Genomic DNA, 20,576 nt, shown 5'->3' with positions numbered 1-20,576 from the left:
CCTCCGGGGCACGATTGGGATACGCGTGACCGTACCGCCAATCGTGGTGGCCTGCAACGCGCCCCGGTCAGCTCAGTCGAGCTGCCCCTGGCAGACGTACTTGGTGTGGAGGTAGTCGTCCAGCCCGTGAACGGAACCTTCCCGGCCGTAGCCAGATTCCTTCACGCCCCCAAACGGTGCGGCCTCGGCGGCCAGCGCGCCTTCGTTGATGCCGACGATGCCGGTCTCCAGCGCTTCAGCCACGCGCCAGATGCGACGCACGTCTTGGCTATAGAAGTAAGCGGCCAGCCCAAACGGCGTGTCGTTGGCGGCGGCAATCACCTCATCTTCGGTGGTGAAACGCGTGAGCGGCGCTACGGGGCCGAAGGTTTCTTCGCACGCGCAGGCCATGGTGGCGTCCGCGTTGACCAGCACCGTCGGTGCGTAATAGTTGGCACCAAGCGCGGTCAGGCGTGCGCCGCCGGTCAGGACCTTGCCCCCCCTGGCGACGGCATCCTGCACGTGCCGGTCGATCTTGTCGACCGCGCGCGCGTTGATCATCGGGCCAATCTGCGAAGTCGGGTCTGTGGCCGGCCCGACGTTGAGCGCCGCAACGCGTGCGGCCAACTTGGCGGCAAACACATCGTGCACGGCGTCGTGCACGAACACGCGGTTCGGAGACACGCAGGTCTGCCCGCCGTTGCGGAACTTGGCTGCCATGAAGCCTTCGACAGCCGCATCGATATCAGCATCTTCGAACACGATAAAGGGCGCATTGCCGCCAAGTTCGAGCGAGAGCTTCTTGAGCGTATCGGCACTGCGGCGCGCCAGATGCTTGCCGACCGGCGTGGAACCCGTGAAGGTGATCTTGCGCACGCGGGCATCGTCCAGCCAAACGTCCACCACTTCAGGCGTTCGCTCGCGCGAGGCGGTCACGATATTGAGCACGCCCGGCGGAACGCCGGCTTCCTGTGCCAGCTGCACCAGGGCGAGTGAAGTCAGCGGCGTATCTTCCGCGGGCTTGCAGACAACGGTGCACCCCACAGCCAACGCAGGCGCGATCTTGCGCGCGATCATCGCCGCCGGAAAGTTCCACGGTGTGATGGCCGCCACCACGCCCACCGGTTGCTTGAGCGCAAACATGCGCCTGCCCGGCACGGGTGCGGGAATGACTTCGCCGTTCATGCGCGTGGCCTCTTCGCCAAACCATTCGATGTAGCTCGCGGCGTAGGCCACTTCGCCCTTGCCCTCGGCAAGCGGCTTGCCCTGCTCCAGCGAGATCAGCTTGCCGAGATCATCCTGATGCACGAGCACCAGATCGTTCCATCGCTTGATGATCTGCGCACGCTGTTTGGCGGGGACCTTCCGCCACGCCGGGAACGCGGCATGCGCAGCATCCAATGCAGCACGCGCCTCGGTTGCGCCCGAATCAGGCACGCGGGCGATAACGTTGCAGGTGGCGGGATCGGTTACATCCAGCAGCGGGCCGGCGGCAGCGGTCCATTCGCCGGCGATGTAGTTGGCGTTGCGGATCAGGTCGGTGCGGGTCAGCGTGAGAGACATGGTTCAGATAGAGGGAATGTCGGCGATCAGGCAGCAGCAACCAAAGAGGCAATTGCCTCGCCCACTTGCGTGGTGTTGGCCGTACCACCCAGATCTGGTGTGCGAGGGCCTTCCTTCAACACGGTTTCGATGGCCGTGACGATAGCGTCGTGCGCGGCGCGTCCGGCACCTTGCCCTTGCGTCAGAAAATCGAGCATCAGCGCACCCGACCAGATCATCGCGATCGGGTTGGCGATGTTCTTGCCGTAGATGTCCGGTGCCGAGCCATGCACCGGCTCGAACAGCGACGGGAACGTGCGATCGGGGTTCAGGTTGGCCGACGGCGCTAGGCCAATCGTGCCGGTGGTGGCGGGGCCAAGATCGGACAGAATGTCGCCGAACAGGTTGGTGGCGGCCACCACATCAAAGCGACCCGGCTGCAGCACGAAGCGCGCGGTCAGGATGTCGATGTGCTGCTTGTCGAGCGTGACATCGGGATAGCTTTGCGCGACTTCATCCGCGCGCTTGTCCCACCACGGCATGCTGATGGCGATGCCGTTGCTCTTGGTGGCGAGCGTCACATGCTTGCGCTCGCGGCTCTGTGCGAGGTCAAAGGCAAACTTCAGCAGCCGCTCTGCGCCCTTGCGCGAATAGACCGATTCCTGGATGACGATCTCGCGGTCGGTGCCTTCGTACATGATGCCGCCGAGCGACGTGTATTCACCTTCGGTGTTCTCACGCACGACGTAGTAATCGATGTCGCCCGGCTTGCGATTGGCCAGCGGGCACGGCACGCCTTCAAACAAACGCACGGGGCGCAGGTTGATGTATTGATCGAACTCGCGGCGGAACTTGAGCAGCGAACCCCATAGCGAGACGTGATCGGGCACCGTGGCCGGCCAGCCGACCGCACCGAAGAAAATCGCATCCATGCCCTTGAGCTGCGCCTTCCAGTCGTCAGGCATCATCTGGCCGTGCTGCTGGTAGTAATCACAGCTGGCCCATTCGATGGTGTGGCACTCCAGCTCGAAGCCAAAGCGCTCTGCCGCGGCCTGGATGACGCGCAGGCCTTCGGGCATGACCTCCTTGCCAATGCCGTCTCCGGGGATGATCGCGATGCGGAATGCGGGAATCATGTCGTTCCTTTCTTTTGTTAGACGGAGACCGCCACGGACTGAGCCGTCGTACGGTCTCGCTCATCAAGCCAGCCTTGGCGCAATTCGGGCACCGAGTTAGCAAGTTGTTCGTAGTACGGATGGTGCGGGCCACGATCGAAATCGGCACGCGCCACCTGCGTGAGCTTGCGGCCGTTCTGCATGACGACGATCTCGTCGCACACCGCGCGCACCGTGTGCAGATCGTGGCTGATGAAGAGGTACGACACGCCCAGGTCGCGCCGCAGGTCGGCCATGAGGTTGAGCACGGCTGCACCCACTACGGTGTCGAGCGCGGATGTCACCTCGTCGCAGAGGATCAGATCCGGCTCAGCCGCGAGGGCACGCGCAAGGTTCACGCGCTGCTTCTGCCCGCCCGAGAGCCCACCCGGCAGCCGTTGGGCCACGCTGTGCGGCAAGCGGACGAGATCGAGCAGCTCGCGAATCCGCCGCTGCAACGCCTCGCCCTTCAACCCCTTATAGAACTGCAGCGGCCGCGCCAGAATGCGCTCGATGGTGTGTGACGGGTTGAGCGCCGTGTCGGCCATCTGAAAGACGATCTGGATGCGGCGTAACGCGTCGGGCGAACGTTTTGCCAGCAATGGTTCAAGCGCCTTCCCGCGAAACGTCATGCTGCCCTCGCACGGCGCAATCAACCCAGCAATGGCACGCGCCAGCGTGGTCTTGCCCGAGCCCGATTCACCGATCACGCCGATGGCCTGCCCGCGATAGAGCTTGAAACTGATGTCGTCGAGGATCCGCGTGGCGGGTTGGCCCTTCGCATCAAGCGGGCCATAGCCGGCGCTGAGGCCATCCACGTCGAGCAGCAATTCGCCTTCGCCCATGCAGTGCTCCGCCGGGCGCGCCTTCGGACGCGCCGCCGCCAGCAAGCTCTTGGTGTAGTCGTGATCGGGCGTGGAGAGGATGCGCGCGGTCGGGTTGATCTCCTGCATCTGGCCGTCACGCAGCACCAGGATGTGGTCGGCCATCTGTGCCACCACGGCCAGGTCATGGCTTACGTAGACGGCCGTGGCGCGGCGCTCGCGCACGACACGACGAAACGCGCGCAGCACTTCGATCTGCGTGGTCACGTCCAGCGCGGTGGTCGGCTCATCCAGAATTACCAGATCCGGATCGATGATGAGCGCCATGGCGGCCATGAGCCGCTGCAACTGCCCGCCCGACACCTGATGCGGATAGCGCTCGCCAATGCTCTCGGGGTCGGGCAACGCCAACTCACGGAACAACTCCACGGCCTTGGCCTCGGCTTGCGCGCGAGACATCGTGCCGTGAATGCGCGCGGGCTCCACCACCTGATCCAGGATCGTGCGCGATGGGTTGAACGACGCCGCTGCACTCTGCGCGATATAGGCGACGGTGCGCCCGCGCAACGCACGTTGTTCAGCGGCTGACAGGTGCAGCACGTCAATGTCTCCAATGCGCACGCTGCCCGATGCAATCTCACAACCCCGGCGCGCATAGCCCATCAGCGCCAGCGCGGTGGTGGTCTTGCCGGAGCCCGACTCGCCGATCAAGGCGAGCACTTCGCCAGGCTGAATGGCAAAGCTGAGATTGTCTACGAGGGTCTGATCACCTGCGGTGATGCGCAGGCCTTCCACGACGACGGACGCGCCCATGTTCAACGCCCTCCGCGTTGGCGGGCCCAGGAACGATCCCGGCCCGGCAGGTTGTCGATGACGATGTTGACGGCGATGGTCAGGCTTGCAATGGCCAGCGCTGGCACGATGACGGAAGCGCCCGCATCAGGGAGCGCGCCGATGTTCTCGCGCACGAGTGAGCCCCAGTCGGCCGACGGTGGCTGAATGCCGAGGCCGAGGAAGCTCAGGCTGGCCAACAGCAGTACGACGTACACAAAGCGCAGGCCCAGATCGGCCAGCATGGGCCCGAGGATGTTCGGAAGAATCTCGCGCAGCATGATGTAGAGCGTGCCCTCGCCGCGCGTGCGCGCCACGGTCACGTAGTCCAGCGCGTTGATGTTGACCGCCAGCGAGCGCGCAATGCGATACGCACCCGGCACGTAAATGATCGCAGCTGTCATCACCAGCATCGTCACCGAAGAACCGAAACCAGCCACCATGAGCAGCGCAAACATCTTGCTGGGGATGGCGGTCAGCGTATCGAGCACGCGGCTCAGCGTGGCATCGACTAGTCCACCCATGGCCGCGGCAAACAGCGCGAGCACCGTGCCCGTTCCGCTGGCCAGCACGGTCGCCACGAGCGCGACGCCCACCGTGTAGCGAGCGCCTTCCACCACGCGGACGAACATGTCGCGGCCGAGGTAGTCGGTGCCGAACCAGTGGGCCGCGCTCATGGGCCCGAACACGTCGCCGTTGCCGTCACCGCTGGTGATCAGATGCGCGGGCAGCAGTGTCGGGCCGACCGCGGCCGCGAGCAGCCAGAACACCAGCACCGCCAGGCCGATAAGGCCCGCGACACCGAAGCCGCCCAGCAGGCGCCGTATGGAGTGGCGCGGCGCAGGAGGCGTGCCGGCGGGCAACGTTGGGGAAGTTGGCGTGGGTTCCATCGTCAGGCTCTTGTTCATGGGATCAGCATTAGCGATGGCGCAGGCGCGGGTTGGCGACAATGCCCAACACATCGGCAGTGGTCACGAGCAGCAGATAGCCCGCGCAGAAGATCATGGCGCATGCCTGCACCAGGGGCATGTCACGCTGCGATACGCCGTCGACCATCAGCTTGGCAATGCCGGGGTAGTTGAAGATCGTCTCGATGATGATCACGCCGCCCAGCAGGTACGACAGGGATAGCGCTACCGCATTGGCGATCGGCCCCACCGCGTTGGGCAACGCATGCGCAAGCACCACGCGCATCGGCGAAGCGCCTTTCAGGCGGACCATCTCGATGTACGGCGCTTCGAGCTGGTCGATGACCGCAGCGCGGCTCATCCGCATCATCTGCGCGACGATTACGCAGCACAGGCTGAGCACCGGCATGGCGAAGGCCTGCAGCATCTGGCCAAGCGACTCGATGTCGTTGACATACGACAGCGCGGGCAGCCAGCGCAGCTTGACGGCGAACACCAGCACCGCGAGCGTCGCCACCAAAAACTCCGGCACCGACACCACGGCCACAGAGGCAGTGGAGGCCAGCCTGTCGAACCACGAGCCGCGCCACACCGCCGAGGCAATGCCAAGGCTGAGCGCGATCGGCACCGAGAACAGCGCCGTCACCGCCGCCAGCAGCAGCGAGTTTGGCAAGCGACTTGCCACGAGTTCGGCCACCGGCATCTGCGTGGTGGTCGATTGCCCGAGGTCGCCGCGCGCAATGCCGGCCAGCCAGTGCACATAGCGCTGCGGTGCCGGCACGTTCAGGCCCATCTGTGTGCGCAGTGCAGCCAAGGCTTCAGGCGTGGCGTCCTGCCCCAGCTGCTCTTGCGCAGCGTCGCCCGGCAGCACAGCAGTGATCGAGAAGACGATGACCGACACCGCCAGCAACGACAGCAGCGCCAGCAGGACACGCCGCATCAGCAGCTTGAGGATGACTCGATTCATGGCAGCACCTTCATCACCTTGTGCAAGAACGCCGGCACCACGTCAGGCTTCAAGCCAGACGTTTTCCGCAAACGAGTAACCCATCAGGCCACCCAGCGGGATCGGCGCCAGGCCCTTGAGCTTGGTCGTATGCCCGTCGATGCTGGCCAGGAACAGCGGAATGCCGATGCCGGCCTCATCGTGGATCATCGTCTGCATGTCTGCATACATCTGCTTGCGCTTGGCGACGTCCGTCTCGGCACGGGAAGCCGTGAGCAACTGATCGAACTTTGGGCTCTTCCAGCGTGATTCGTTCCAGGCAGCGTCGGATTTAAAGAACTGCGTGAGGATGGTATCGGCGCTCGGGCGCGGGTTGACGTTGCCGAAGCCCACCGGGCTGCTGAGCCAATGGTTGGACCAGTAACCATCGGCCGGCATGCGCTTGACGTCGAGATCCAGACCGATGCGCTGCCCGGTCTGCTGCAGCACCAGGGCAATCTCCACGGAATACATGGCCGCCGGCGATGCCACAACAGGAATCCTGCCGGTCACGCCCGACTTTTGCAGGTGGAACTTCGCCTTCTCGATGTCGAACGCCCGCTGCGGCAGCTCCTTGAAATAGAAGCGGTTGGTCGGGTCGATCGGCTGGTCGTTGCCAAGCACCGCGTAGTCCAGCGCGATGGTCTTCTTCATCTGTTCGCGGTCGAACAGGTACTTCATCGCCATCACGAAATCGGGGTTCGCACCCGGGCCCGTATCCTTGCGCATGATCAGGTCAGAGTATTGGCCCGATTGCGTCGCGAAGATCGCGTAACCCGGCGTGCTCTTGACGCGCGCCACGGCACGCGGGTTGACGGAGGCCACCAGGTCCATCCCGCCCGATAGCAGCGCGTTGACCCGCGCGCTTTCGTCTCCGATGCCGACGAACTCGATTTCATCGAGATACGGTTTGCCCGGTTTCCAGTACCCCTCGTTGCGTACGACGACCGTACGGACGCCGGGCTTGAACTCCTTGAGCTTGTAAGGCCCGGTGCCGATGCCGGCGTTGAAATCGGTCGTGCCGTCCTTGACGATATGGAAGTGGAAGGTGCCCAGGATCACCGGCAAATCGGCGTTCGGGGCGGTCAACACCACCGTGACTTCGTTCGGGCCGGTTGCCTTGACGCTCTCGATCTGGTCGGCCAGCACCTTGGCCTTCGAGGCGGTGGCCGGATCTTTGTGGCGCATGACGGAATACACCACGTCCGCCGGGGCCAGCGCCTTGCCATCATGGAAGGTCACGCCCTTGCGCAGCGTCAGCACCCAGGTCTTGGCATCCGCCGTGTGGTACGACTCGGCCAGCGCAGGGCGCGGCGTCAGGCTGCCGTCGAGCACGAACAGGCTGTTGTAGACCATGTTGCAGCGCACGTAGTCGTTCTGGTTCGACTGCTTGGCCGGGTCAAGCGTGTCGCTAGCTGCAGCCGTGGCCGCCGCCACGCGGATGCGCCCACCACGGCGCGGCGTCTGTGCATACGCGCTCACAGCTGTGCCCGCCAAACTGCCGGCCAGCGTGGCCTGCATGCCGCCTGCCATCAGCATCTTCAACACGTCGCGTCGCGAGGCACCGCGCTTGAGCGACTCCATCACGCGCAGGCTTTCGGCGGGACCGACAAGGTTCTCGAACTCGTTACGGCTGTCGCTCATGGTGGGGCTCCTGATGAATCTGAAGGGATGGCGTTGCGATCGTTGGAAACAGCGGAAGACTGCGTTTGCTGCGTAGCTCAGGCAAATCGGTCCTTGAGCTGGTAATACATGCCCACCGCCGGCAAAAACCACGGCGGGCCAAAGTGACCAGGAATGGCGCTCCACGTGCGATCTCGCCATGGGTTGGCGGCAGCGTCGCCGGCCATGACCGCAGCCATGCGCTCGCCCATGTGTACGGACATCTGCGTGCCGTGGCCGCTATAGCCCATCGAGTAGAACAGGCCTTCGTGCTCACCGGCGTGCGGAAGGCGGTCTTGTGTCATGTCGACGAGGCCCCCCCAGCAGTAATCCAGGCGCACATCGCGCAACTGCGGGAAGGTTTCCGTCAGGCCGGCGCGCAGGATCTCCCCGCTCACCGCATCCTGCTGCGGGCTCGACACTGCAAAGCGCGCGCGACCGCCGAAGACCAGCCGGTGATCTGGCGTGAGCCGGAAGTAGTGGTGGATATTGGCCACCGTCACGTAGGTGCGGCGCGCGGCCAGCAACGCATGCGCACGCTCCGCGCCCAGCGGCTCGGTGGTGACGATAAAGCTGCCGATCGGGACGATGCGCCGGCGCAACCAGCCGAACGTGCCGTAACCGCCATGACGCGACGCGCCGGTCGCGAGCAACACTTGCTTGGCCTCGATCGTGCCACGCGTGGTGTGGAGGCGATGCATCTGCCCCTGCACGCGCTCGATGCGCTGCACACAGGTGCGCGTATGGACTTGCGCGCCCTGGCGTTGTGCCGCAATGGCCAAGCCCTGCGCAAAGCGGCCCATGTGCATCTGGCCACTGCGCTTGTAGAGCAGGCCACCATGAAAGCGATCGCTCTGCACTTCAGCACGCACGCGGGCGGCATCGAGAATCTCCACGTCCGCATCCACACGATCTGCGATCAAGCGATCGGCACTACGCTGCAGTGCATCCATCTGATGCAGCCTGGTGGCGAGTTTCAGTTTGCCGTTACGTTGAAAATCGCAGGCAATGCCCTCGTCACGCACAATGCGTTCGACCGTATCCACGGCTGCATCGTAGGCGTGATACCAGGCGCGGGCGCGGTCTACGCCCACCTTGGCAGCCAGGTCCGCGTAATCCACCGCCAGGCCGTTGTTCACGTGGCCGCCGTTGCGGCCCGACGCCTCGGGTGCGACCCTCTCGCCCGCTTCCAGCACGACCACACTGGCGCCGCGCCGCGCCAGCGCCAGCGCTGCAGACAACCCCGTGAAACCACCGCCGACAATCACCACGTCTGCCTGCGCGGGCAGATCGCGCACGTCCAGAGCCAGCGCGGGCACCGAGTCGTTCCAGTAGGAGTCGAGTTTCATGGAGGTCATGTGGGGGGGCGATGGAGACTCTGCTTAGAGGCCGACAACACCGGGTAGACCGCCGATATCCTGAATTTCGGTGTAACGGTACGCCGGGTTGCCCGGGCCGTGGCCGCGGTTGACGAACACCTTGTTGACAATGCCAAGATCGTCGGCCGACATCAGGTCGTAGCGCAGGCTGGACGACACGTGCAGCACGTCTTCCGGGTTGCAGCCCAGTGAATCGAACATGTATTCGAAGGCCTTGAGGCGCGGCTTGTAGGCCTGGGCCTGCTGCGCGGTGTACACGCGGTGGAACGGCGCACCGAGCATCGCCACGTTCTTCTGGATCTGCGCGTCGTCTGCGTTGGACAGGATCACCAGCGGGATTTCCTTGGCGACCTTGGCAAGACCTGCCGGCACGTCAGCATGCGGGTCCCAAGTCGGCACGGCGTCGTAATAGGCCTGGCCGTCGGTGTCGAAGTACTGGATCTTCCATTTCTTGCACAGGCGGCGCACGGCGTTCTTCAGCACCACCTCGTACGGTTGCCAGTCGCCCAGCACCTCGTCGAACCGGTAAGCCGTGAAGTCGGCAATGAACTGCTCCATCTGCTCGGCCGGAATGCGATCGGCAAACAGCTCGCGCGTCATCTCGCTCATGCGAAACCGCGTGAGCGTGCCATAGCAGTCAAAGGTGATGTACTTGGGGCGGAAAGTCATGGTCTGAAGTCCTAAGGTCCTGAAGGTCGCTGCTTTTATGCAGTCTTTGCAGCACGGTTATGACGAAATCATTGAAGCACGCAGACTCGCAACGGTTGTAGGGAAATGCGCCGTCTCACGTGAGAAAGCTGCTGTTTCCGATGGCACTCGCGGCATGCCATGCGGTCTGCACCGCCGGCGTGCCGCACGCACCGCCAAGGCACGCTAGTGCGTCGCAGCAAAATCGATCAGCACACTTTTGAAGCGCAGGTTGGCCTCCACGGCTTGCCGGCCCAGATCCTTGCCGATACCGGATTGGTGATAGCCGCCCGTGGGGATCACGAAATCTGCGCTGCGCCCATAGCGGTTGATCCAGACCGTGCCCGCCGCGATGCCACGCATGGCTCGCAGCGCGCGTCCGATGTCTGCGGTGTGTACCCCGGCGGCCAGGCCGTAGTGTTCGTGCGCCGCGAGTGCCAGGCCTTCCTCTTCATCGTCGAAGGTCTGCACCGTCAGCACCGGGCCGAAGATTTCTTCCTGCACGGCCGGGCTGTCGGCGCGCACGCCTTCGAGCAGCGTGGGCTGGAAATATGCCCCGCCAGGCCCGTCGCCAAACAGGCCGCCGCCGCAGCGCACTTGCGCGCCAGCATCGCGCGCACGTTCCACGATGTCGAGAATGCGCGCCGCCTGGGCTTGCGAGATGATCGGCGGCAGCGTGGCCGTGTCATCCCAGGTGGCGCCAGGCCGCAGCGCGGCAAAGCGTGCGGTAATGCGCTCGATCAATGCCTGGGCAATGTGCCGTTGCACGATCAGGCGCGAGCCAGCCACGCACACTTGCCCAGCGTTGCCGGTGATGGCACCCGCGACAATGCCTGCCAGCCGGTCGATATCGGGCGCGTCGTCAAACACGAGTTGAGGGCTCTTGCCGCCCAGCTCCAGCGTGACGGGCTTCGGACCATGCGACGCACAGGTCGCCATGATGGCGGCGCCCGTGCGTGTTGAGCCGGTAAAGGTCATCTTGGAGATCAGCGGATGGCGCGTGAGCGCGTCGCCGGTAGTGCGGCCATCGCCCTGCACCACGTTGAACAGCCCCGGCGGCACGCCGGCTTCGATGGCCAGTTCTGCAAGTCGGATGGCGGAATACGGCGTCAGCTCGGATGGTTTGAGCACGACAGCGTTGCCGGCTGCCAGCGCCGCACCGACCTTCCACGAGACCATCACCAGCGGGAAATTCCACGGTGTGATCGCGCCGACCACGCCGTAGGGCTCGGCCACCACCATCCCCAGGTTGTCGTGCCGCGTGGCCGCCACGTCGCCGCCGAGCTTGTCGGCGTATTCGGCAAAGAAACGCAGGCCTTCGGCGGTGAATGGCACATCCCAAGCTGCGGCATCGCGTAGCGGCCGGGTCGAGCACACCGCTTCAAGCGGCGCCATGTGCGCCACGTCGGCGTCGATCAGATCGGCCCAGCGGCGCAGCACACGCGCCCGGTCACGCGGGGCGCGGCGTGCCCAGTCAGTCGTACGCCAGGCATGCCAGGCGTCTTGCACGGCAGCATCCACTGTGGAGGCGTCAGCCAGTGGCAATTCTGCATGCACTGCGTTGTCGGACGGGCGACGCACGGTAATGCGGTCCGCATCGGGCACAAGCCTGCCGCCGATGAAATGGCCCGAGGGCACGCGGATGGTATGGGGATCAAATTTGGCCACGAAATTGGGGGGCGCCGAAAGTCCTGCACCCGTATCGAAATGAGGTCATTGATGCTAGGCAGGAAGGCTCGGCATTTGGTTTCGTAACGGGGTGCGCTACCGCATCGAATTGCGAAACCGACACCCCCGACAGACGATGCTTGCAAATTGCGGGCAAACCCCAATTCGATCTGGCTCCGCGCCGCGATGTCGTCCAAGATAAGTGCCGGTGCCACCTTCATCCTTCGCCGGAAGGAACCTCCATGTCTTCCTCGTCCGTACCTGCCCAGAACCTTCCCGCCGACGACGGCGTGGTGCTGCGCCCCATGACTGCCGACGATCTGCCCCAGGCGCATGCCCTGTCGGAAGAGCAGCGCTGGCCACACCGCCCGGCCGACTGGGCGCAGAGTTTTGCGCATGCCGAGGGCATCGTCGCCGAGCGCGACGGCGAGATCATCGCCACTGCGCAACGTTGGCGCTGGGGGCCGCGCCACGCCAGCATCGGGCTGGTCATCGTGACGCCGGCATGCCAGGGCAGGCGCATCGGCCATCGCTTGATGAGTGCGCTGCTCGATGGCCTGGACAACCACACCGTGCTGTTGCACGCCACCGCCGAAGGACGCGGCTTATACGAACGACTGGGCTTCGTGCGCACCGGCGAGATCCGCCAGCACCAGGGCATTGCGCAACCCACGCCGCTGATCGCCCTGCCCGCCGGCTGGCGCCTGCGCCCCGCCGGGCTCAATGAATCTGAGGATTTGCGCCGGCTCGACGCCCAGGCGCGGGGCATGCCGCGCGATGCATTGATCGACGATCTGCTCGCCAGCGCAGATGCCTGCGTCGTGCTGGACGACGACGGCGAGGCGCGCGGCTTCGCAATGCTGCGCCGATTCGGTCGCGGCCATGTCATCGGCCCGGTGATCGCCCCGGATGCCGAAAGCGCCAAAGCGCTGATCGCGCATCTGGCGGGTGTCAATGCCGGCCATTTCACACGCATCGACATCGATTTCGACAGCGGCTTGGCCGAATGGCTGGAAAGCATCGGCCTGCTGCGCGTGGATGCGCCCACTACCATGGTGCGCGGCGAGCCGCTGACCACACCGCCCGGTGCGCCCGCGCTGTTTGCCATCGTGACCCAGGCAATGGGTTAACCCCCGAACACTGCGCCGACCGCTCATCTTGAAGACCACGTTCCTCTACAAGTCCGACCCTGTTCGCGGCCGGCAATGGGCGGAGGTGTTCCGCCAGCACGCGCCGGACATCGACTTTCGCATCTGGCCCGACATTGGTGACCCGCTTCGGGTGCGCTTTCTTGCGGCTTGGGAGCCGCCCGCCGATATCACTTCGCACTTCCCGCATCTGGAGGTGCTGTTCTCCTCAGGCGCGGGGGTCGACCAATTCAACTTTGCAGCGCTGCCGCCCTCGCTGCCCGTGGTGCGCATGGTGGAGCCCGGCATCGTGCGCGGCATGGTCGAGTACGTCATACATGCCGTGCTGAGCCTGCATCGCGACATTCCCGCGTACCGGCGCCAGCAGCAGGCGGAGCAGTGGCATCCGCTGCCGGTGCGGCCAGCCAATGAACGCCGCATTGGTGTGCTGGGGCTCGGTTCGCTGGGGCAGGCCGTGCTCACCCAGTTGCAAGGGTTCGGCTTTGATTGCGCGGGCTGGAGCCGGTCGCGCCATGCAATTGACGGCGTGCACTGCTTTGCCGGGCATGAGGAACTGACGGCGTTCCTGGCGCGCACCGATATCCTCATATGCCTGATGCCGTTGACCGATGCCACGCGCGGCGTTCTCAACGCAGCGCTGTTCGCACAGCTCCCGCAAGGGGCCGCGCTGGTGCATGTCGGCCGTGGACCGCAGCTTGTGAATGACGACCTGATTGCGGCGCTTGATAGCGGGCAGCTCAGCGAAGCCATGCTTGACGTAACCGACCCCGAGCCGTTGCCCGCCGGCCATGCGTTGTGGCACCACCCACGCATCCACATCACGCCGCACATTGCCAGCATGACGCAACCGCTTTCCGCGGCAGCGGTTGTGATCGACAACCTGCGCCGCTTCGCTGCGGGCGAACCCATGGTCGGGCTGGTGGACCGTTCGCGCGGCTACTGAAACCGCAGGTAAAACGTCGCGCCGCACGATCTGCTGCTGCGCGCCGAACAACAGCAGCCCGCTGCGTTCTGCCCACGCAAAGCAGCACCAAGGCAGGGTTCGCTCGGCCTACTCTTGAGTCCATTGATTGCCTTCACTGCCCGTACGGACTCTGCCATGACCCAGCTCACCGATCTGCCGCAGCTTGCCTCGCTTGACGCCATCGACCGCGCACACCTGATCCACCCGGTCGCATCGTGGCGCACCCACGAGCAACGCGGGCCGACCGTGCTGACATCCGGGCGCGGTTCATGGCTGACCGACGCGCATGGCAACGAATTGCTCGATGCCTTTGCGGGCCTCTGGTGCGTCAACGTCGGCTATGGCCAGGAGAGCGTGGTGCAGGCTGCCGCCGAACAGATGCGCCGCCTGCCCTACGCCACGGGCTATTTTCATTTCAGCAGCGAGCCCGCCATCCGCCTAGCCGACAAGCTCGTGCAGATCACGCCGCGCTCGCTCAATCACGTCTATCTCACGCTCGGTGGCTCGGAGGCGGTGGACGCGGCGGTGCGTTTCATCGTCCAGTACTTCAACTCTGTCGGCAAGCCGACGAAGAAGCATTTCATTTCGCTGGAGCGCGGGTACCACGGCTCGTCGTCCACGGGCGCGGGGCTGACGGCACTGCCGGCGTTCCATCGCGATTTCGACTTGCCGCTGCCGACGCAGCACTACATCCCGTCGCCCAACCCATACCGTGCGGCCAACCCGGCGGATGCGCAGGGCATCATCGCCGCGTCGGTGGCGGCGTTGCGTGCCAAGGTGGCAGACCTGGGCGCGGACAACGTCGCAGCGTTCTTCTGCGAGCCGATCCAGGGCTCGGGTGGCGTGATCGTGCCACCCAAGGGCTGGCTCAAAGCCATGCGCGACGCCGCCCGCGAGCTGGACATTCTGTTCGTGGTGGATGAGGTCATTACCGGTTTTGGCCGCACCGGCCCGATGTTTGCCTGCGATGCCGAAGGCGTCGACCCCGACATCATGACGATGGCAAAGGGGCTCACGGCGGGCTATGTGCCGATGGGTGCGACGCTGATTTCCGACCAGATTTACGCGGGCATTGCCGACGGCGCACCCGCCGGCGTGCCTATCGGCCACGGCGCCACATACTCGGCCCACCCGGTCAGCGCGGCGGTGGCGCTGGAAGTGCTGCGCCTGTACGAAGAAGGCGGCATCCTCGCCAATGGCCAGCGCGGCGCGGCCACTTTTGCGGCCGGGCTGGACGGTCTGCTTGCGCACCCGCTGGTAGGCGACTCACGCCATCGTGGCCTGTTGGGGGCGCTGGAACTCGTGAGCGACAAGGCCTCCAAGCGAGGCTTTGACGCTGCGCTTGGCCTGCCCAATCTGATTGCCTCGGCTGCCTATGGCAACGGCCTCGTGTTCCGGGCGTTTGGCGACAACATCCTGGGCTTTGCGCCCGCGCTGACCTACACCGAAGACGAGTTCGCGCAGCTCTTCACGCGCCTGAAAAAGACGCTCGACGATGTGTTGGCCATTCCGGCCGTGCGCGCCACGCTCGCCTGATGCAACCGGTGGCAACCCGCCGCAACAAGCTGACACAAGACACGCTGGCTGCCGCAGAATCGGATCTATCTTCCACGCCTTCGCCCCTGCCATGACCGAAGCCCTCAAGATCGATCGTCTAGACCTGCGCATCCTCGCCCAACTGCAGAAGAACGGACGCATGACCAACGTGGACCTGGCCGATGCCGTGGGCCTGTCGCCCAGCCCGTGCCTGATCCGTGTCAAGCGCCTGGAGCAGGCGGGTTACATCTCTGGCTATGGCGCGCACATCCGCCTCGAAAAGCTGGGCGATACGCTGACTGTGTTCACCGAGGTCACGCTGTCCGACCACCACCGCGAAACCTTCGTGCGTTTCGAAGCGGCCATCCGTGAGGTGGACGAGGTGCTGGAATGCCACCTGCTCTCGGGCGGCTACGACTATCTGCTGCGCTTCATCACCCGGGGCGTCAATCACTACCAGGAAGTGATTGAAGACCTGCTGGAGCGCAACATCGGCATTGCCAAGTACTTCAGCTACATCGTTATCAAATCGCCATTCATCAAAACGCACTGCCCGATCGAACGGCTCTTTCCCAACCAACGCTGACGCTACCCCGTACCTGAGGCTGCCGCCGCTCGAAACCACGGCCGCTTCGATACGGTAAGAAGCCACCCGCATGACGACTGCTCTGATGCTGCACCGCGCCGATGGCGCTCCTCTCTCGACCACGTTCCGGCCAGCCGTCCTGAGCCCCGACGATCCCTTCGCGCAAGAACGGGAAATCGCCTGGGAAGGGCCAAACGCCATGAGCGCCGGCCGAGCGAGCTTTGTTGGCGAACGGGATGTCGCACGCTTTCCGCATACCGAGACGCTGGCCGTCGTCGATGGCGAGCTGACACTCACGGCACCGGGCTCGGCACCGCAGGTGATCGGCCCGGGCTCCGGCGCGGTCATCACATCCGGCACGGCCGTGCGCATCGAGGCCGCCGCTGGCGTTCGATTCGTGTTCTGCGCCGCGGCCTGCAATACGTCTACAACGCCCACAACGCCGGCACTCATCCCGCTGCACGCGGATGCGGACTTCAAGCCGTCGGGCAGTCCGGCCCCCGAGGTTCTGGTTGGGCCTGCCCCGCAGTGCCGTAGCGACAACGTCTTCACCGACGAGCAAACGCAGTACCGCGCAGGCACCTGGGATTCGACGCCCTACCACCGCATCGTTCGCGCACATCCAGTGAACGAGTTCATGTACGTGCTGGATGGCGGCGTGCAGTTCGCTGGCCCGGATGGCAGCGTGCTATCCGTGAGCACCGGCGATGCCATCTTCGTGCCGCAGGGCGCCTCCATCGGATGGCAGAGTACCGAGCGCGTCGCCAAGTTCTACGTGGTGCAGAACGCGCAGGCCTGAACGAACGAGGAAAACGATCCATGTCCCAGCCGTTGCGCCTCATCGAGAGCGCCTCCTCCCTTCCAGCGCAAGCCGACGTCGTCGTGATTGGCGGCGGCATCATCGGCGTCTTTGCTGCCTACTACCTGGCCAGACGCGGCGTTTCGGTGGCCGTGGTCGAAAAGGGCCGCATCGGGGCCGAACAGTCGAGCCGAAATTGGGGCTGGTGCCGACAGCAAAACCGCGATGCGCGTGAACTGCCGATGGCCACCCGAAGCCTCGAGCTATGGGAGCGGTTTGCCGCAGACACGGGGGAAGACACAGGTTTCCGCCGGTGCGGCTTGCTCTACCTCAGCAACGACGAAGACGAACTTGCTCGCTGGACGAAGTGGCGCGATTTCGCGAGAACGGCCGGCGTGACCACACACATGCTGAGCAGCCGTGATGCCTCCGAGCGTGGCCGCCTCACCGGTCGCACGTGGAAGGGCGGCGTGTTCTCACCGAGCGACGGCACGGCGGACCCCGCCAAGGCGGCGCCGTCCGTGGCGGCTGCGCTCATGAAGCTCGGCGGCACCGTGCACCAGAACTGCGCCGCACGGGGCATTGAAGTCGAGGGCGGTCGCGTGAGCGGCGTCGTCACCGAAGCCGGAACCATCAAGACCCGCACCGTGGTATTTGCAGGCGGTGCCTGGGCCTCGTCGTTCTGTCGCCAATTGGGCGTTCGTTTTCCGCAGGCGACCGTTCGCCAATCCATCGTGCGTGTCACGGGGGTGACCGAGCCAGTGCCTGACGCCTTGCACACCGCACGTGTGTCCATCACGCGCCGCAGCGATGGCAGCTACAACCTTGCCATCAGCGGGCGCGGACGCGTGGACCCGACCGCACAGCTGCTGCGCTTCGCGCCGCAGTTTCTGCCGATGTTCGCGAAGCGCTGGCGCAACGTGTTCCCCGGCGGGTTGGAAGGCATTCGCGCGGGCCACGAAACACTTGCTCGGTGGCGGCTCGATGCACCCACGCCCATGGAGCGCATGCGCATACTCGATCCACGGCCGGATGCAGCCGCTGTCAGGCAGACCTATGACCGCGCCGTCGAACTGTTGCCGGTGCTCGGCCAGGCGGGCATCGCCAATGCCTGGGCCGGTTTCGTAGACAACACGCCGGACGGCGTGCCCGGCATCGGAGAAGTGCCGGAGATTCCCGGATTCATCCTGGCCGCGGGCTTCTCAGGCCACGGGTTCGGCATCGGCCCCGGCGCCGGCCATCTGATCGCCGATCTGGTGACGGGTGAAAAACCGATCTTCGACCCTGCTCCCTACAACCCGGCGCGCTTCAAGCACTCGGCCTGGGGCAAGGTGGCGGATTTCTAAGGCTGCAATACCGGGAGCGTGACACGCATGGCCGCAGTTCAAGAAGCAGATGGAACCGCAGCCAACGCGCGGCGGGCAACTTCGCAGAACCAGCGCACACCCAGTGGCAGCGCGTCGTCGTTGAAGTCGTAGCACGGGTGGTGCAGCGGGTATTCGCCATCGGGGCCGGCGTCGGCACGGCCTTGGCCGAGCCAGAGATAGGCGCCGAGCTTGCGCTGCAGCATGAACGCGAAGTCTTCGGAAGTGAATGCAGCGCGTGGCGCCTCTGCAGCCTGCAGGCCGATCGCTTGCGCTGCGTCCAATGCGAGCATCGCTTCGGCCGGCGTGTTGATGGTGGCCGGGTAATAGCGGCGGTAATCCACCGCCACCTGCGTGCCGCTGCCCAGCGCGATGCCATTGGCCGTGTCCCGCAGCGCCGCCTCGATGCGATCCTGCGATACAGCATCAAAGCTGCGCACGGTGCCGGTGATGCGTACTTCGGGCGGCAACACGTTATGGCTGTGACCGCCTTCGATGCGCGTGACGGACAACACCGCCGATTCACTCGGATCAATGCGGCGCGACACGATGGTGTGCAGTTGCGCCACAAGCTGGCTGGCGGCGAGGATGGCGTCCGGCGTGTGGTGCGGTTGGGCCGCATGCCCGCCACGCCCGCGCACGGTGATATCGAACCGATCTGCCGCCGCCATGATCGGGCCCGGCCGCGTCTGCGCATGTCCGAGCGGCAGATCCGGCCAGTTGTGCAGCGCATAGATGGCATCGCATGGAAATCGCTCGAACAGGCCGTCTTCAATCATCCGGCGCGCACCGGCCTGGCCCTCTTCGGCAGGCTGGAAGATGAAGTGGACGGTGCCGTCAATGCCCGTGCGCGCAAGCTGGCGCGCAGCGCCAATCAGCATGCTGGTGTGCCCATCATGCCCGCAGCCGTGATGCTTGCCCTGTGAGCGGCTCGCGTGCGGTGATCGGCCCAGTTCCACCATCGGCAGCGCATCCATGTCGGCGCGCAGCGCGACACTGCGGGTGCCGCGCCCGCCGCGCAGCGTGCCGACCACGCCGGTACCGCCAATGCCCTCTTCCACCGCCAGACCCAACACCCGCAGCGACTGCGCGACGATGCCGGCCGTCCGGTGTTCTTCGTAGGCGAGTTCCGGATTCGCATGCAAGTTGCGGCGCAGTGCCACGAGGTCTGGCAGCAGATCGGCGACCGGCTCCGCAATGGCGTCGGGCTTCACTCGCCGGCCTCGACCGCGTCGGCCAGCTGGGCCAGCGTATGGAAGTGGTAGTCGGGCACGGTGTGCTCCGACTCGATGGTTCCGCCCGAGTCTTTCATGCCATGCCGGCGCTCGATCCAGCAGGTGGTGATGCCCAGTCGTTTGGAGACGCCGATGTCGTGGTACTGGCTCTGCGCCACGTGCAGGTTGTCGGCTTGCTTGAAGCCCCAGGCGCCTTCATAGCGGCCGCGTGCATAGGCAAAATACTGCGCATCGGGCTTCTCGCAGAGGGCATCGTCGCAGCTGAGCAGCAGGTCGAACGGTGCGCCCAGCGTCCGCTGGAAATGTTCGAGCGCCCACGACTGCGCGTTGGTCATGGTGACGAGCTTGAAGCGCTTGCTCAATCGCTGCAGCGCCTCCACCGAGTCGGGAAACGCCGGCCATTCGGCCACCGAATCTCGAAAACCATGCGCCAGCGCGTCGCTATCGGGCAGGCCAAGCTGTTGCGCCACGATGTGCCAGCACGGCACGAGATCGTCGGGATACCACTCGGTCTGGCCGCGTTTGCGTGCTGCCCGATACGCGCCCAGAAAATCCTCGTCGGTGACCCTGCTGTCGGGCACCGCACGGCGCAGGTAGGCAAGCATGCCCCCCTCGAAGTCGATCAACGTTCCGACGACATCGAAAGTGAGCACTTTGAAATCCCGAAGGGCCATGACAACGCTCCTGAATGGTTGGACGCCAGAATGAATCCAAGGGTGGCGACAAGCCACCTTGCATGGCGTCTAGCTTAGGAGCAGCGGCGCCAACGATGATGCCGATCGCGCGCCGCGGCACGGCAGCGAATTGCGTATTTGCCAACTTGGCGCGCAGATCGTTTGGTGGGCTGGCCTGGGGCGCTGATACCCGCATCGTGCCTGGTGGTTACCTCTAGGTGCGTACTTGTTGCCACGTCGTCCCATCCCTACTCTGGCCGCATCGCAACGCATCTGCTTGCCAACCGGACAACGAACATTCCTGGAGGCTTCATGCTTCAAACCGCTTGGCTCTGGCTGCTGGCAGCCGGCGCTGTGGAGATCGCCATGGCGATCTCGCTCAAGTTTGCGCAGGGGTGGACGCGCCCCATCCCCAGCGCGCTTGGCATCGTGACGGCGCTCGCCAGCGTCTTCCTACTCACGCATGCCATGCGCGGCCTGCCCGCCGGCACGGCCTACGCCATCTGGACGGGCATCGGCTCCGTGGGGGTAACCGTGCTCGGCATCGTGCTGTTTGGCGAGAGCATGCAGCCCGCGCGCCTGGCCTGCATCGGGCTGGTGATTGCCGGCACCGTCGGCCTCAATTTCTTCAACGCAGCCTAAGACCGCATC

At 65.0% G+C, this 20,576-nt stretch carries 18 protein-coding genes; 7 read left to right on the top strand and 11 right to left on the bottom strand.

Features of this window, described 5'->3' with window-relative positions:
- Positions 1-72: 72 nt before the first annotated feature.
- The 9 genes from NKG59_RS22240 to NKG59_RS22200 all read right to left on the bottom strand — a co-directional run bounded on the left by NKG59_RS22240 (position 73) and on the right by NKG59_RS22200 (position 11,619).
- On the bottom strand, positions 73-1,542 hold the full coding sequence (locus NKG59_RS22240; RefSeq protein WP_253541500.1) for an NAD-dependent succinate-semialdehyde dehydrogenase: 1,470 nt from the start codon (positions 1,540-1,542) through the stop codon (positions 73-75).
- A 26-nt stretch (positions 1,543-1,568) separates the two neighbouring features.
- Positions 1,569-2,657, bottom strand: coding sequence for a tartrate dehydrogenase (locus tag NKG59_RS22235; RefSeq protein WP_253541498.1), 1,089 nt, complete (start codon positions 2,655-2,657; stop codon positions 1,569-1,571).
- A 17-nt stretch (positions 2,658-2,674) separates the two neighbouring features.
- Complete coding sequence (locus tag NKG59_RS22230) at positions 2,675-4,312, bottom strand: ABC transporter ATP-binding protein (protein ID WP_253541495.1); 1,638 nt, start codon at positions 4,310-4,312, stop codon at positions 2,675-2,677.
- Positions 4,313-4,314: 2 nt separating this feature from the next.
- Entirely contained in the window at positions 4,315-5,220 is a 906-nt protein-coding gene (locus NKG59_RS22225) for an ABC transporter permease (protein ID WP_253541795.1), read from the bottom strand.
- Positions 5,221-5,248: 28 nt separating this feature from the next.
- Positions 5,249-6,205 (bottom strand): ABC transporter permease, encoded by a 957-nt coding sequence (locus tag NKG59_RS22220; RefSeq protein ID WP_253541492.1) that lies wholly within the window; start codon positions 6,203-6,205, stop codon positions 5,249-5,251.
- 42 nt (positions 6,206-6,247) lie between these two features.
- On the bottom strand, positions 6,248-7,867 hold the full coding sequence (locus NKG59_RS22215) for an ABC transporter substrate-binding protein (protein WP_045203414.1): 1,620 nt from the start codon (positions 7,865-7,867) through the stop codon (positions 6,248-6,250).
- 77 nt (positions 7,868-7,944) lie between these two features.
- Positions 7,945-9,234: an NAD(P)/FAD-dependent oxidoreductase gene (locus tag NKG59_RS22210; RefSeq protein ID WP_253541489.1), complete on the bottom strand. Its 1,290-nt coding sequence runs from the start codon at positions 9,232-9,234 to the stop codon at positions 7,945-7,947.
- Positions 9,235-9,267: 33 nt separating this feature from the next.
- Entirely contained in the window at positions 9,268-9,933 is a 666-nt protein-coding gene (locus tag NKG59_RS22205; protein ID WP_253541486.1) for a haloacid dehalogenase type II, read from the bottom strand.
- Positions 9,934-10,137: 204 nt separating this feature from the next.
- The gene (locus tag NKG59_RS22200) at positions 10,138-11,619 is read right to left on the bottom strand and encodes an aldehyde dehydrogenase family protein (protein ID WP_253541483.1); all 1,482 of its coding nucleotides are present in this window, start codon (positions 11,617-11,619) and stop codon (positions 10,138-10,140) included.
- A gap of 242 nt (positions 11,620-11,861) precedes the next feature.
- Here NKG59_RS22200 and NKG59_RS22195 point away from each other — a divergent pair, with 242 nt between their 5' ends.
- From NKG59_RS22195 to NKG59_RS22170, 6 genes are all read left to right on the top strand, one after another.
- Positions 11,862-12,749, top strand: a complete 888-nt coding sequence (locus NKG59_RS22195; protein WP_045203417.1) for a GNAT family N-acetyltransferase — start codon at positions 11,862-11,864, stop codon at positions 12,747-12,749.
- Positions 12,750-12,777: 28 nt separating this feature from the next.
- On the top strand, positions 12,778-13,710 hold the full coding sequence (locus tag NKG59_RS22190) for a 2-hydroxyacid dehydrogenase (protein WP_253541482.1): 933 nt from the start codon (positions 12,778-12,780) through the stop codon (positions 13,708-13,710).
- Between the two features lie 156 nt (positions 13,711-13,866).
- Complete coding sequence (locus NKG59_RS22185; RefSeq protein ID WP_253541480.1) at positions 13,867-15,267, top strand: aspartate aminotransferase family protein; 1,401 nt, start codon at positions 13,867-13,869, stop codon at positions 15,265-15,267.
- 91 nt (positions 15,268-15,358) lie between these two features.
- Positions 15,359-15,853, top strand: coding sequence for an Lrp/AsnC family transcriptional regulator (locus NKG59_RS22180; protein ID WP_039599256.1), 495 nt, complete (start codon positions 15,359-15,361; stop codon positions 15,851-15,853).
- Between the two features lie 70 nt (positions 15,854-15,923).
- The gene (locus NKG59_RS22175) at positions 15,924-16,652 is read left to right on the top strand and encodes a cupin domain-containing protein (protein ID WP_253541478.1); all 729 of its coding nucleotides are present in this window, start codon (positions 15,924-15,926) and stop codon (positions 16,650-16,652) included.
- Positions 16,653-16,672: 20 nt separating this feature from the next.
- The gene (locus NKG59_RS22170) at positions 16,673-17,998 is read left to right on the top strand and encodes an NAD(P)/FAD-dependent oxidoreductase (protein ID WP_045203420.1); all 1,326 of its coding nucleotides are present in this window, start codon (positions 16,673-16,675) and stop codon (positions 17,996-17,998) included.
- A gap of 38 nt (positions 17,999-18,036) precedes the next feature.
- Here the strand turns inward: NKG59_RS22170 and NKG59_RS22165 are convergent, their stop codons facing one another.
- Both NKG59_RS22165 and NKG59_RS22160 read right to left on the bottom strand, forming a co-directional pair.
- Positions 18,037-19,230, bottom strand: coding sequence for an amidohydrolase (locus NKG59_RS22165; protein ID WP_253541476.1), 1,194 nt, complete (start codon positions 19,228-19,230; stop codon positions 18,037-18,039).
- Positions 19,227-19,925, bottom strand: coding sequence for an HAD-IA family hydrolase (locus NKG59_RS22160; RefSeq protein WP_253541474.1), 699 nt, complete (start codon positions 19,923-19,925; stop codon positions 19,227-19,229). The genes NKG59_RS22165 and NKG59_RS22160 overlap by 4 nt, the downstream gene beginning before the upstream one ends.
- Before the next feature lie 312 nt (positions 19,926-20,237).
- Here NKG59_RS22160 and NKG59_RS22155 point away from each other — a divergent pair, with 312 nt between their 5' ends.
- A complete protein-coding gene (locus NKG59_RS22155; RefSeq protein WP_045203423.1) occupies positions 20,238-20,567 on the top strand; it encodes a DMT family transporter in 330 nt (109 codons plus the stop codon).
- Positions 20,568-20,576: the final 9 nt, after the last annotated feature.

Origin of the sequence: Ralstonia chuxiongensis (assembly GCF_024158925.1) — a bacterium.
In the GTDB taxonomy this organism is placed as follows: Bacteria; Pseudomonadota; Gammaproteobacteria; order Burkholderiales; family Burkholderiaceae; genus Ralstonia; species Ralstonia chuxiongensis.
This window is presented reverse-complemented; position numbering and strand designations above follow the sequence as displayed.